We start from the raw sequence: 12,848 nt of genomic DNA, 5'->3' as shown, positions 1-12,848 counted from the left end.
GCGCGGCGACGGCTAGAACAGCGCGACCATTTCCTTGAGCGTCACCGCCCAGGTGCCCTTCGCGTTGAGGTAGCGATAGCCGAAGCGCGAGCCATTGGCCTGGGTGGTGAGCACCGCGTTCCAGGCCAGCCCGCGCTGCAGGTCATGGGCCGGGTCGAGGAGGAAGAAGGCGTCGTCGCTCATCCCCACCGCCAGGCACCAGTGGCGGATATCGCTGTCCTTGCGGCCATGGAAGCCGAGCACCACGGGGATGTTCTCCTCCAGGTGCCGGCGGGTCAGCTCGACCATCCGCGTACCGTTGCCGCGTTCGACACGGTATTCCTTGTCGCTGATGACCTTGAGCAGCTCCAGCAGGTCGGCGCCGGTGGTGCCGACGCGCACCAGCGTCTCGTGCTGGTTCAGGGCCTCCATCAGCCGCCCGTAGCGGGTTCGCGAGTCCACCGGCGCCAATCCCTTGGCCTGGCGCCGCCCCAGCTGGTTGCGGGCGAGCATGGCCATCACCAGGCAGTACGGCCCGCAGGCGCCGTCCATGTCGCCCTGGCGCAGGTGCACCTTCTCGCCACGCCGGTTGATCAGCCCGCCCGTGCCGTGTTCGTCCAGGTCCCAGCCCAGGCCGTCGATCAGGGTGATCCGCATCGTGATCCCTCGCCGCTTCGTCTGAGGTTGTGACCGGCCCCGGCGCGGATCATTCCGCCGGGTTGCGGTTACAATGGGCGTTTTCCCCTGTCTGGTTGCCTGAAATGTCCGAAGCCATCCGCCTGTCCAAGCGCCTCGCCGAGCTGCTGCCCTGTTCGCGCCGCGAAGCCGAGCTGTACATCGAGGGCGGCTGGGTCACGGTGGACGGCCAGCGCGTGGAGGAACCGCAATTCAAGGTCGACAGCCAGCGCATCGACCTGCTGCCCGGCGCCTCCCCCGACCCGATTCCGCCGGTGACCATCCTGGTGCACAAGCCGGTGGGCCTGGGCAGCGGCAACGGCGCCAACTCCGCCCAGCAACTGCTGACCCCGGACAAGCGCTGGGCCGAGGACAACCTGCAGCAGCGCCTGCTGCGCAAGCACTTCGGCCACCAGCTCAACACCACCGCGCTGGAGACCGACGCCAGCGGCCTGCTGGTCTATACCCAGAGCCGCGGCGTGCAGCGCCGGCTGGTGGACGAGGCGGACAACATCGAGCACGAGTATGTGGTCGAAGTCAGCGGGCAGATCGTCGACAACGGCCTGAAGCGACTGTGCCGTGGCCTGGTGATCGACGGCCGCGAACTGCCGCCGCTGAAGGTCAGCTGGCAGAGCGAAAAACGCCTGCGCTTCGCCGGCAAGCAGTTCCGCCCCGGCCAGATCGCCGCCATGTGCCGCGCGGTCGGCCTGCACGCCGTGTCGATCCGCCGCCTGCGCCTGGGTGGCGTGGCCATGGGCAAGCTGCCGGTTGGCCAGTGGCGCTTCCTGCAGCCGGGCGAGAAGTTCTGACGGGATTCTGTCGCAGGAACAACGGCCGCCGCTCCCTGAGAGTCCCCCGAGTTTCCCTGTAGAAGCGGGCCATGCGCGCGATCGCGGGCCTGGCCCGCTTCTACAGGCGGCGCCCAGCCTGGTTGCTCGCCGGTGAGTACGGATTTCGCCGCGATGGATTTTCGCGGACAAGGTCCGCTCCTACGCGACCGGCTCCCTACCCTCCCTGTAGGAGCGAGCTTGCTCGCGAACAGCCCCACGGCTCCGACGCCCGCTCGCGAGCAAGCTCGCTCCTACGAAGGCGCCAAACCGCTCAACCGCAAGGCTTCGCGCCGCTATCGATAGCATCGATAGTCACCAGTCGACGCATTCAGTTCTCTTGATGATCCGCGACAGGCATCGTGGCCCCATCAACTCGCTGGCAGGAGATTCGCCGGCCCCGCAGTCGGGCCGCAGGGGCGAACGGGCTAGCCGCGACAGTCGCCCCAACAGATCGTCAAGAGGACACCACCATGCAAGTCATTCTCGATTTCCTGCTGCTCGTGGGCTCCCTGGTGGAGCTGCTGCTGTACGTCGCGCTGGCCAGCGTCGTGCTCGCCACCGTGGTGCTGCTCAGCGTCATCGCCGTGCTGACCCTGCGCTCGCCGGGGTCGGCGGTGGTCATCCCCGACCCTCGCCCCTCGGTGAGCCGCAAACCGCGCCCGGCGGTGAAGCATCAACTGGCCCGGCCCGTACTGGTCGCCGTGGCGAACGAGCCGATCCTGGCGAAAACCGCCTGACACCCACCTGCGTTCCGATCCGGCGGCATTGCCCGCGAGCGCGCCCGCGTGGCGCGCTCGAATGCCCTCTCCCCTTCTGAAGCCCCAATGCCCCGTCAGTGGTGGCCGATGCCCTGGTCTTCCAGGTGGTCCGCCTCGAACAGGGTTTCCAGTTCCTTGCGCGCCTCGCGGGCGGTCTGGATCACCGCGGCCTCGTCGTCGTAGACGCGGTACTGGGCCATCAGCACCGCTTCGTCGTGGCGCTTGAAGCGACGAATGCGTGCGGCGACCTGCTCCTCGTTCAGCCCCAGGCCGGTCAGCAGCAGGCGGCTCATCTCCAGGCTCGAATGGAAGGTCTCACGCACCGGCGTCGCGTCGGCGTCCAGCAGGTGGTAGACGTGCTGGCGGTTACGCGCGCGGCCGATGACCTTCAGGTGCGGGTAGAGCTTGCGCACCAGCCGCGCGGTCTCGATGTTGGTCTGCGGGTCGTCGGTGGCGACGACGAAGAACTCGGCTTTCTCGACCTGGGCCGCGCGGAGGATTTCCGGGCGCAGCGGGTCGCCATAGAAGATCGGGATATTGCCGTAGCTGCGGGTCAGTTCGATGGTATCCACCGAGGTATCCAGCGCGACGAAGGGCACGCCCTGGGCGCGCATGATACGAGCGACCACCTGGCCCATCCGGCCCATGCCGGCGATCACCACGCGCGGCGCGTCGTCCGGCAGCTGGCGGTATTCGGGCGGCGGCTCGCGCAGCACGGCCGGCTTGGGCTTGATGCTGCGCGCCAGGGCCAGCACCAGCAGTGGGGTCATGGCCATGGACAGGGTGATGCACAGCACCAGCAGCGAGTGCAGCTTGCCGTCCATCAGGCCCTGGGCCAGGGCCAGCTTGAACACCACGAAGGCGAACTCGCCGCCGGCGCCCAGCAGCACGCCCAGGCGGATCGCCGAGACCTTGTCCAGCCCGCCGGCCAGGCGACCGATGAGGAACAGCAGCGGCAGCTTGATGCCCACCAGCAGCAGGGTCAGGCCAAGCACCACCAACGGCTCGCTCTTGAGCAGGCCGAGGTCGGCGCTCATGCCCACGCTGATGAAGAACAGCCCCAGCAGCAGGCCCTTGAAGGGTTCGATCTGCGCCTCCAGTTCATGGCGGTATTCCGAGTCCGCCAGCAGCAGGCCGGCGAGGAAGGCGCCCAGGCCCATGGACACGCCGGCCCACTCCATCAGCCAGGCGGTGCCGACCACCACCAGCAGCGCGGTGGCGGTGGACAGGTCGGCCTGGCCGGTGCGAGCCACCGAGCGGAACACCGGGCGCAGCAGGAATCGCCCGCCGATCACCACCACGGCGATGCTGCCGACCACCTCCAGGACATGGGCCAGGTCGCCGCCGGGCGCCGCCGAATCGGCGCGCGCGCCCAGCAGCGGGATCATGGCAATCAGCGGGATCGCGGCGATGTCCTGGAACAGCAGGATGGCGAAGCCGAGGCGGCCGTAGGCGCTGTTCAGCTCCTTGCGCTCGGCGAGGATCTGCAGGCCGAAGGCGGTGGAGGACAGCGCCAGGCCGCCGCCCAGCACCACGGAGGTGTTCACCGGCATGTCGAAGGCCAGCACCGCGACGCTGCCAATGGCCAGGCCCGTGAGCAGGACCTGCGCCAGGCCGACGCCGAATACCTGCTTGCGCATCACCCACAGGCGCTTGGGCGAAAGCTCCAGGCCAATGATGAAGAGCAGCAGCACCACGCCCAGTTCGGACAGGCTGGCAACGCTTTCCGGGTTGTCGATCAGCCCCAGCAGCGACGGGCCGATGAATACGCCGGCCAGCAGGTAGCCGAGCACCGCTCCCAGTTGCAGGCGCTTGGCCAGCGGCACCATGAACACCGCCGCGAGCAGGAAGACCACCGCCGACTGCAGGTAATTCGTCCCATGTTCCATGTATCAAGACTCCTTGGAAGGGTTGGGGCGAAGCGAAGATCCACCCACGTCGTTCATCTCATGCATCCAGCGCCACGCCCTCGGCCAGCAGGTGTCGCTGGAACTGCCCGGCCAGGGCGTCCACCTGGTCCCATGGCTGCTCGTAACGCTCCTCCAGCGCCACGTGGCTGCCGGCGCGCACGCGCGCGTCGAGGGCGCAGTGCTGGTAGAAGGCATTCACCGCCGCGACCATCGGCTCGCGCTGGTTTTCCATCAGGATGGCGCCGTGGGCCAGCACCACGTAGCGCCCGTCGCTGGGCCGGCGGCGCCAGCGCTGGGCCGTGCCCACCAGCTTGCGGCCGACCAGGTTGACGTTGTAGCGGCCATCGCAGAAGGCGCCCTCCACTTCCCCCAGGCCCGGGTCGAGGCCCAGGGCGGCCAGCCAGTCGCACAAGGGCTGGCACAGGCGCAGGTAGGCGGTTTCGATGCGCGTCTGTTCGTTGTCGCTGGGCGGGATCGCATAGACCAGCGCCACATTCAGTACCCCGGCAGACTGCGGCACCGGCTCACCGCCGGTATCGCGCAAGGCGATCGGCCAGCCCAGCGCGGCGCAGGCAGATTCGGCGTCGGCAAAACCCTCCAGGCGGCTGAGCCGGCGCGGCATGACCAGCGACTGCTCCAGTGGCCGCCAGAACAGCAGGCCGCTGTCGCGCTCACCGGCGAAGGCGGCATCGAGCAGCGCACGTTCGGCGTCCAGCCCGTGCTGCGCCGACAGTCTTTTCACTCTGTTCATGACAGCGTCCTTGGATCGATCGGGTTGCGGACTATGCCCGCCAGGGGCTTATCCGACAATGTTTCAGGCCAATTTGTTGCGTGCTGGGAAATTTCAGCGTAGCGGGCTGAGACTACCGTTGTGTCGCCCCAGGTCACCCTGGGCGCATCTGCGCACCGCAGCGAAGCGGAGCTGCGTCTATCCTGCTACTGGCCGGCACTTTGCGCAGGAGGCCAGAGCCCGTGTCCAGGACGTTGCTGCAGCGTCTTCACCACGCCATTGCCATCAACGACGCACTGGCGCTGCCCATCGCCCGGGAGAACCTGCGGCGCCTGTATTTTGCCGCCCTGCTGGCGGTGCCCTTCGACCTGATCCACATCGTCGTGTTTCGCCTCAACCTGCAGGGCTCCAGCCCCGAATACGACGGCTGGCGGCTGGATATCATCCGTGTGCATGCCGTGGTCGCGGTACTGTTCAGCCTGCTCGGGCTGCTCACCTGGCTGGCCTCGCCGCCGCGCCGCAGTGCGCCCTTGTGGTACATGCAGACCCTGACCGTGCTGGGCAGCCTGCTGGTGCTCGGCTTTGGCGTGGCGATCACCGGCGCCGACCAGCAGGTGACGAGCAGCATCACCCCCTTCCTCATGGCCTCGGTGGCCACCGCACTGCTCATCCTGTTGCGCCCGAGCCTGGCGGTGATCCTCTACATCCTCGCCCTCTCCGCATTCGAGCTGACCATGGTCCTCACCCAGGCCAGCCCGCAGTTGCGCCTGTCGAACCAGATGGGCGGGCTGACCATCTGCGGTATCGGCCTGGTGCTGTCGTTCATCCTCTGGCACGGCCATGTGCGCAACCTGCGCCAGCGCGAATTCCTCCGCCAGCAACGGCTGGAGCTGGAGGAAAAGAACCGCCAGCTGGAATACCTCGCCGGCCACGACCCGCTCACCGGGCTGTTCAACCGCCGCCAGTTCGACCAGTTGGTCGGCATGGAGCTGTCCCGCGTCGCCCGCCAGCCCGCGCCCATCAGCCTGCTGATGGTGGACCTGGACCATTTCAAGTTCATCAACGACCGCTACGGCCACCCGCTGGGCGACGAAGTCATCCGCCACACCGCCAGCCTGCTGCGCAACTACACGCGCACCGGCGACAGCGTGGCGCGCCTCGGCGGCGAGGAGTTCCTCCTGTTGCTGCCCGATACGGCGCAGTTCCAGGCCCGCGCCATTGCCGAGAAGGTGCGGCGGCTGCTGGAGGAAACCCCGTTGCCCATGAAGGACGGCCTGCTCTACCTCACCGCGAGCTTCGGCATCGCCTGCCTGGAGGCCGGCGTGCCGGGGACCTATGAAGGGCTGTACGCGGCAGCGGACAAGGCGCTGTACAAGGCCAAGGCCAGCGGACGCAACCGCGTGGAGGTGATTGAACTGGGAATGGAGATGGGGACGTTTGACTGAGCGCCCTGGCGGGCTGCCATCCCGGTGCGTAGGGGCGGGTTTCGTCCGCGATCGGCTGGGCGGCACCCTGGACGACCGGAGCGGTTACGGCACCTCGCGGATAAATCCGCTCCTACGAACGTGCGTAGGGCGCATCACGCGCCAGCGTTATCCGCCGCGGGGCCATCGGCGCATGACCCGTTCCGGGTTGTTCGCCCTACGGCCTACCCAAGCTATCAGGATTCGTAGGAGCGGACTTCGTCCGCGATTGGCTGGGCAGCGCGCCCCGCCCCGAAGGGAGAGGGAGCTGTCCGTGCTTCCCTGATGTGACCGGCGGACATCGACGTTTCAGGATACTCCAAACCCGTCCCCTCTCCCTTCAGGGAGAGGGTTAGGGAGAGGGTGGTGAGTGCCGCTGGGAAATGGCCCGTTCACGAGCCAGCACGCTCCTGCGAAAAGCGCGCGGTGCGTTACTGCGCGTACTTGCGCGTCAGCCCCGGCGGCACGCCGCTGCTGTCGGTCTCGGTCCAGGGGCCTTGCGGGCCGACGGCCCAGTACCAGCCGTTGTCCCAGTAGTAATAGGTGCGCTGGCGGTAGTAGAGGTCCTTCTGGCCCTGGATCACATACACGCCCAGGCTCGCATCCCAGCGGCCCTTGCCGCCGGGCGGCGGGGCGAACTGGGTCGGACGCTTGGACGCCGCCGCCGGCTTGGACGGCTGCGGAGTGATGGGCGAGCTGGAGGTCTTGGCCGGCGGGATCGGCTTGCTTGGCTGCGAGGGCGGCGGTATGGGCGACGTCGGCTGCTCCGGCTGCTGCGGTTGCACCACGCAACCACCCAATACCAGCATGGCGCCCAGCGCCAGCACTCTGCCCTTCATCGCTCAACCCTCTCGTGTCGTGATTACTTCTGATCCGGGCTGTCGATTGTCACGCTCTGCTCGCCCGCCTGGGAAGTAGACAACGAAGCGCTTCGTCCGATCCATTCCCCGGCGGTGGCATTGCCGGCACGGGAGATACGCGCCACCAGTTGCACCTGCGGGTGCTGGGAGAGCTTGAGCTGCGGCATCATCGCGTCGGCGTCGCTGAGCGACACCTCGCTGGGCAGGTCGGACACCTTCAGGCGCTTGACCGCCAGCGGCATCGGCGGGCCGCTCACGGCGCGGGCGAAGACGAACACGCTGTCGTCCGGCTTGACCTGGCCCTTCACCGCGGCGCTGAGGTCGACCTTCACCTTCAGGGTCACACCAGCGGTTGCGGCGGCCGCCGGCGCCTCGGGCGGCGTCTGGCCCTGCTCGATCATGCGTTGGCGGGCGCGCTCGATGCCGCCGGCGATGGCCTCGCGGGACGGGTCGTCCTGCGGCAGCACGGCGACCAGGCGGCCCCAGTAGTCGATGGCGTTGGCGTACTTTTCGTCCTCGAAGGCAGCGATGCCCAGCAGGCCGAGGGTGGTGACTTCCTGCGGGTCCTTCTTCAGCGCTTCGTCGGCCAGGTCGCGGACCTGTTGGCTGAGCGCCTTGTTACCCGCAAAGTACAGCGCCTGGGCCCACTGGCCGAGCACTTCCGGCTGGCGGCCGGACAGGCGCGCGGCCTGTTCGAAGGCCTTGGCGGCGTCGGTGGCGCGGTTCTGCGTCATGTAGGCGCGACCGAGGAAGTACCAGCCTTCGGCGGAATCCGGCTGGGCCTTGAGGGAACGCTCCAGGCGCGAGGTCACCTCTTCCATGGACTTGGGCGCAGTGGCGAATTCGCGGGCCAGCTCGACCTTGTCGCTGGCGCCCCAGTGCAGGTAGAGCCCCAGCGCGAGGAACGGCAACACCAGCGCAGCCACCAGCGGCGCGGCGCGCCCCAGGCGGGAACGGCGGTCCTCGCCGGCGCCTTCGGTATCGGAGAGCAGCTCACGCGCGGCTTCGGCGCGGCCGGCTTCGAACTGCGCGTCATCCAGGGTGCCGGCGTCACGCTGGCTGCCCAGCTCGGCCAGGCGTTCCTGGTACAGGGCGACGTTGAGGGCGGTGCGGTCTTCCTCGGCCTGGGCCTTGCGGCCGCGCAGCAGAGGGACGAGGAGGAATGCCAGGGCCACCAGCAACAGCAGGCCGGCGGCGAGCCAGAAATCGATCATTTGTCTTGGTTATCCAGCAATTGGTCGAGACGCGCCTGCTCCTCGGCGGACAGCGTGGTGGAAGTGGCAGCCGCCGGGCGACGGCGCCGCGCGACGATGGCGCCGATGACGATCACGCCCAGGCCCAGCAGCGCGGCGGGGCCGAACCAGAGCAGCCAGGTGCGCTCGCTGACTTCGGGCTTGTAGCGCACGAACTCGCCGTAGCGGTCGACCATGTAGTCGATGATCTGCTGGTTGCTCTTGCCGGCGGCCATTTGGGTGTAGATCTGCTTGCGCAGGTCGGCGGCGATCGGTGCGTTGGAGTCGGCGATGTCCTGGTTCTGGCACTTGGGGCAGCGCAGCTCGGTGGTCAGGTCGCGGAAACGCTCACGCTCGGTGTCATTGGCGAACTCGTAGGTGTCGATGGCGGCGTGGGCAATGCCGGTGAGGCAAAGCCCGAGCGCGGCAGCGGCGAGAAGACGCTTCATTTGCCCTCCGCTTCGTCGACCAGCCCCTGGTAGATCGGCGCCAGTTGCTCACGCCAGACCTTCTCGTCCACGGCGCCGACCAGCTTGTGGCGGATGATGCCGTCCTTGTCGATGATGTAGGTCTCCGGCGCGCCGTACACGCCCAGGTCCAGGCCCAGGGTGCCCTGCGCATCGGCGATGTTCAGCAGATAAGGGTTGTGCAGCTCCTTGAGCCACTTCTGCGCGGCGGCCGCGTCGTCCTTGTAGTTGATGCCGTAGATCACCACGCCTTTGGCGGCGAGATCGGTGAGCACCGGGTGTTCGAAACGGCAGGTCGGGCACCAGGTGCCCCAGACGTTGACCAGCGCCGGCTTACCCTTGAGGTCGGCCTCGGTGTAGGTCTTGCCCGGCTCGGTGACGCTGGGCAGGGAGAACGCCGGGAACGGCTTGCCGATCAGCGCCGAGGGCAGCTCGCTGGGGTCCAGCCACAGGCCACGGAAGAGAAATACCGCGACGACCAGGAAGATCGCCAGGGGCAACAGCAGGATTGCACGCTTCACACTCAGGCTCCCTGTCCGGCGAGGCCCAGGGCCTCGCGTACGCGCGTTTTCACTTTCAGGCGGTAGCGACGATCCAGCGCCGCCAGCACGCCACCCAGCGCCATCAGCAGGCCGCCGAGCCAGATGAAGCGCACGAAGGGCTTGATGTGCACGCGCACCGCCCACGCGCCGTTGTCCAGCGGCTCACCCAGGGCGACGTAGAGGTCGCGGGTCAGGCTGCCGTGGATGCCGGCCTCGGTCATCATCGAGTTCTGTACGCTGTACAGGCGCTTTTCCGGGTGCAGCGTGGCAACTTCGGAACCGTTGCGGGTCACGCGGATGGTGCCCTTGTCGGAGGTGAAGTTCGGGCCTTCGAAGTGATGGGTGCCCTCGAAGCGGAACTGATAGCCGGCCAGCTCCACCGACTCGCCCGGCGCCATGCGCAGGTCGCGCTGGGCGCTGAACTGGCTGGTGAGGACCACGCCGATGGCGCAGATGGCAATGCCGAAGTGCGCCAGCTGCATGCCCCAGTAGCTGCGGTTCAGGCCCGCGGCGCCGGCGATCACGCCCTTGTAGCGGACCTTGTCGAAGAAGTCGCGCACGCCGGCCAGCACCACCCAGGCGGCGAGCATGAACACGCTCAGCACTTCCCAGTGCAGCTCGCCGTATAGGAAGCTGCCGAGGCCGCCCAGCACCACGGTACCGATCAGCACCGGCGTGAGCATGTTGCGCAGCCAGCGGGTCGGGGTGTCCTTCCAGCGCACCAGCACGCCGACGGCCAGGGCCAGCATGAGGATGGCCATCAGCGGCACGAACAGCGCGTTGAAATACGGCGGGCCGACGGACAGCTTGGCGCCGCTGATGGCATCGAGCACCAGCGGGTAGAGGGTGCCCAGCAGGATCATCGAGGCGGTGACCACCAGGATCAGGTTGTTCAGCAGCAGCAGGGTCTCGCGGGACCACAGGGCGAAGCCGACCTGGCTCTTGACCACCGGCGCGCGCAGGGCGAACAGCGTCAGCGAGCCGCCCACCACCAGCAGCAGGAAGGCCAGGATGAACACGCCGCGCTCCGGGTCCGAGGCGAAGGCGTGCACCGAGGTCAGCACGCCGGAGCGGACCAGGAAGGTGCCCAGCAGACTCAGGGAGAAGGCCGCGATGGCCAGCAGCACGGTCCAGCTCTTGAACACGCCGCGCTTCTCGGTCACCGCCAGCGAGTGGATCAGCGCGGTGCCCACCAGCCAGGGCATGAACGAGGCGTTTTCCACCGGGTCCCAGAACCACCAGCCGCCCCAGCCCAGTTCGTAGTAGGCCCACCAGGAGCCGAGCACGATGCCGATGCCGAGGAAAGTCCAGGCCACCAGGGTCCAGGGCCGCGACCAGCGCGCCCAGGCGGCGTCGAGGCGGCCGCCGAGCAGCGCGGCGATGGCGAAGGCGAAGGCCACCGAGAAGCCCACGTAGCCCATGTAGAGCATCGGCGGGTGGAAGATCAGGCCGGGGTCCTGCAGCAAGGGGTTCAGGTCGTTACCGTCCGCCGGTACCTGCGGCAGCAGGCGGCTGAAGGGGTTGGAGGTGATGATCAGGAACAGCAGGAAGCCAGTGCTGATCATGCCCATCACGGCCAGCACGCGGGCCAGCATCACTTCCGGCAGCTGACGGGAGAACACCGACACGGCGAAGGTCCAGCCGCCGAGAATCAGCGCCCAGAGCAGCAGCGAGCCTTCGTGGGCGCCCCACACGGCGCTGAACTTGTAGAACCACGGCAGCGCGCTGTTGGAGTTGCTGGCGACGTAGGCCACCGAGAAGTCATCGTGGAGGAAGGCCCAGGTCAGGCAGCCGAAGGAGAACAGCAGGAAGGCGAACTGCCCCCAGGCTGCCGGGCGCGCCAGGCTCATCCATTGGCGGTCGCCGCGCCACGCGCCGACCAGCGGGAAGAACGACATCACCAGCGCCATGCACAGCGCGAGGATCAGCGAGAGGTGGCCGAGCTCGGGAACCATGTCAGTTGCTCCCCTGTTGCGGCGCGGCGCCACCGTTCTGGCTGGCCTCGTAGTGCTCCAGCTTGCCGCTGTCCTTGAGCGCCTTGGTGACTTCCGGCGGCATGTATTTCTCGTCGTGCTTGGCCAGCACTTCGTCGGCGGTCAGCACGCCGGCGGAATCGATCTTGCCCAGGGCGACGATGCCCTGCCCTTCGCGGAACAGGTCGGGGAGGATACCGCGGTACTTCACCGTGACTTCCTTGGCGAAGTCGGTAACCACGAATTCCACGTCCAGCGAATCCGCCGAGCGCTTGAGCGAGCCCTTCTCCACCATGCCGCCGGCGCGGATGCGCGTGTCGTGCGGGGCTTCGCCGTTGGCGATCTGGGTCGGGGTGTAGAACAGGTTGATGTTTTCCTGCAGGGCCGACAGCGCCAGGCTGACGGCGACACCCACGCCGGCGACGATGGCGAGGACGATGTATAGACGCTTCTTGCGGACCGGATTCACTTGCTGGCCTCCCGGCGCAGACGACGCGCCTCTTCTTGCAGGTAACGCCGGCGCGCCACGATGGGCGAGACGACGTTGATCGCCAGGACCACCAGGCAGATGGCGTAGGCGGACCATACGTAAGGGCCATGGTGACCCATGGCGAGGAAATCGGAGAAGGATTCGAAACTCATAGCGCGCGCTCCACCTCGGCCTTGACCCAGCTCGCGCGGGCTTCGCGCTTGAGCACTTCCAGGCGCATGCGCATCATCAGCACCACGGCGAAGAAGCAGTAGAAACCGGCGACCATCATCAGCAGCGGGATCCACATCTCCGGCGGCATCGGCGGCTTTTCGGTCAGCGTGAAGGTGGCCGGCTGGTGCAGTGTGTTCCACCAGTCCACCGAGTACTTGATGATCGGGATGTTCACCACGCCGACGATGGCCAGCACCGCGCAAGCCTTGGCCGCGCTGTCGCGGTTGGTGATGGCCTGGCCCAGGGCGATGATGCCGAAATACAGGAACAGCAGGATCAGCATCGAGGTCAGGCGCGCGTCCCAGACCCACCAGGCGCCCCAGGTCGGCTTGCCCCAGATGGCGCCGGTGACCAGTGCGACGAAGGTCATCCAGGCGCCGATGGGGGCGGCGCACTGCACGGCGACGTCGGCGATCTTCATCTTCCAGATCAGCCCGACCGCGCCGGCCACCGCCAGCATCACGTAGCAGGACTGGGCGAGGAACGCCGCCGGAACGTGGATATAGATGATCCGGAAGCTATTGCCCTGCTGGTAGTCCGGCGGCGCGAAGGCCAGGCCCCAGACGGTGCCGGCGACCATCAGCAGGATCGCGGCGACCGCGAACCAGGGCATCCAGCGTCCGCTGATCTCGTAGAACCACTTGGGCGAGCCAAGCTTGTGAAACCAAGTCCAGTTCATCATCAGGCTCTGTCATCAAAGCTCTAGTCTGCCGCCGGTGCCGCTTC

14 protein-coding genes are annotated in these 12,848 nt (G+C 67.5%); 3 read left to right on the top strand and 11 right to left on the bottom strand.

Annotated elements, in window-relative coordinates; all coding sequences use genetic code 11:
• Positions 1-12 precede the first annotated feature (12 nt).
• Positions 13-636, bottom strand: coding sequence for a hypothetical protein (locus tag ACNFIA_RS21715; protein WP_416788540.1), 624 nt, complete (start codon positions 634-636; stop codon positions 13-15).
• Between the two features lie 104 nt (positions 637-740).
• Between ACNFIA_RS21715 and ACNFIA_RS21710 the strand changes: the two genes are divergently transcribed.
• Both ACNFIA_RS21710 and ACNFIA_RS21705 read left to right on the top strand, forming a co-directional pair.
• A complete protein-coding gene (locus tag ACNFIA_RS21710; RefSeq protein ID WP_416788538.1) occupies positions 741-1,463 on the top strand; it encodes an RNA pseudouridine synthase in 723 nt (240 codons plus the stop codon).
• A gap of 491 nt (positions 1,464-1,954) precedes the next feature.
• Entirely contained in the window at positions 1,955-2,221 is a 267-nt protein-coding gene (locus tag ACNFIA_RS21705) for a hypothetical protein (RefSeq protein ID WP_259756347.1), read from the top strand.
• 95 nt (positions 2,222-2,316) lie between these two features.
• On the opposite strand, the gene ACNFIA_RS21700 is transcribed toward ACNFIA_RS21705, so the two are convergent.
• Positions 2,317-4,131 (bottom strand): monovalent cation:proton antiporter-2 (CPA2) family protein, encoded by a 1,815-nt coding sequence (locus ACNFIA_RS21700; protein WP_259756349.1) that lies wholly within the window; start codon positions 4,129-4,131, stop codon positions 2,317-2,319.
• A 58-nt stretch (positions 4,132-4,189) separates the two neighbouring features.
• A complete protein-coding gene (locus tag ACNFIA_RS21695; protein ID WP_416788535.1) occupies positions 4,190-4,903 on the bottom strand; it encodes a lipoate--protein ligase family protein in 714 nt (237 codons plus the stop codon).
• Between the two features lie 221 nt (positions 4,904-5,124).
• On the opposite strand from ACNFIA_RS21695, the gene ACNFIA_RS21690 reads away from it, so the two are divergent.
• On the top strand, positions 5,125-6,327 hold the full coding sequence (locus ACNFIA_RS21690) for a GGDEF domain-containing protein (RefSeq protein WP_416788533.1): 1,203 nt from the start codon (positions 5,125-5,127) through the stop codon (positions 6,325-6,327).
• A 449-nt stretch (positions 6,328-6,776) separates the two neighbouring features.
• Here ACNFIA_RS21690 and ACNFIA_RS21685 read toward each other — a convergent pair whose 3' ends face one another.
• The 8 genes from ACNFIA_RS21685 to ACNFIA_RS21650 are packed head-to-tail and all read right to left on the bottom strand — an operon-like array spanning position 6,777 to position 12,804.
• Complete coding sequence (locus ACNFIA_RS21685) at positions 6,777-7,184, bottom strand: hypothetical protein (protein WP_416788530.1); 408 nt, start codon at positions 7,182-7,184, stop codon at positions 6,777-6,779.
• Between the two features lie 23 nt (positions 7,185-7,207).
• On the bottom strand, positions 7,208-8,419 hold the full coding sequence (ccmI, locus tag ACNFIA_RS21680) for a c-type cytochrome biogenesis protein CcmI (RefSeq protein ID WP_416788527.1): 1,212 nt from the start codon (positions 8,417-8,419) through the stop codon (positions 7,208-7,210).
• Positions 8,416-8,886, bottom strand: coding sequence for a cytochrome c-type biogenesis protein (locus ACNFIA_RS21675; RefSeq protein ID WP_416788524.1), 471 nt, complete (start codon positions 8,884-8,886; stop codon positions 8,416-8,418). Before ACNFIA_RS21675 ends, ccmI begins: the two co-directional genes overlap by 4 nt.
• Positions 8,883-9,425 carry a thiol:disulfide interchange protein DsbE gene (dsbE, locus tag ACNFIA_RS21670; RefSeq protein WP_259756357.1) on the bottom strand — a complete coding sequence of 181 codons (543 nt, stop codon included), beginning with the start codon at positions 9,423-9,425 and terminating at the stop codon, positions 8,883-8,885. The genes ACNFIA_RS21675 and dsbE overlap by 4 nt, the downstream gene beginning before the upstream one ends.
• 2 nt (positions 9,426-9,427) lie before the next feature.
• On the bottom strand, positions 9,428-11,401 hold the full coding sequence (locus tag ACNFIA_RS21665; protein ID WP_416788522.1) for a heme lyase CcmF/NrfE family subunit: 1,974 nt from the start codon (positions 11,399-11,401) through the stop codon (positions 9,428-9,430).
• Between the two features lies 1 nt (position 11,402).
• A complete protein-coding gene (ccmE, locus tag ACNFIA_RS21660; protein ID WP_259756360.1) occupies positions 11,403-11,888 on the bottom strand; it encodes a cytochrome c maturation protein CcmE in 486 nt (161 codons plus the stop codon).
• Positions 11,885-12,061, bottom strand: a complete 177-nt coding sequence (ccmD, locus tag ACNFIA_RS21655; protein ID WP_081519307.1) for a heme exporter protein CcmD — start codon at positions 12,059-12,061, stop codon at positions 11,885-11,887. The genes ccmE and ccmD overlap by 4 nt, the downstream gene beginning before the upstream one ends.
• The gene (locus ACNFIA_RS21650) at positions 12,058-12,804 is read right to left on the bottom strand and encodes a heme ABC transporter permease (RefSeq protein ID WP_088416741.1); all 747 of its coding nucleotides are present in this window, start codon (positions 12,802-12,804) and stop codon (positions 12,058-12,060) included. The genes ccmD and ACNFIA_RS21650 overlap by 4 nt, the downstream gene beginning before the upstream one ends.
• Positions 12,805-12,848 lie beyond the last annotated feature (44 nt).

The sequence above is a fragment of the Pseudomonas sp. NY15437 genome, assembly GCF_048068435.1.
GTDB classification, from domain to species: Bacteria; Pseudomonadota; Gammaproteobacteria; order Pseudomonadales; family Pseudomonadaceae; genus Pseudomonas; species Pseudomonas nitroreducens_B.
The sequence above is the reverse complement of the archived record's forward strand: the minus strand, read 5'-3'. Positions and strand labels throughout refer to the sequence as shown.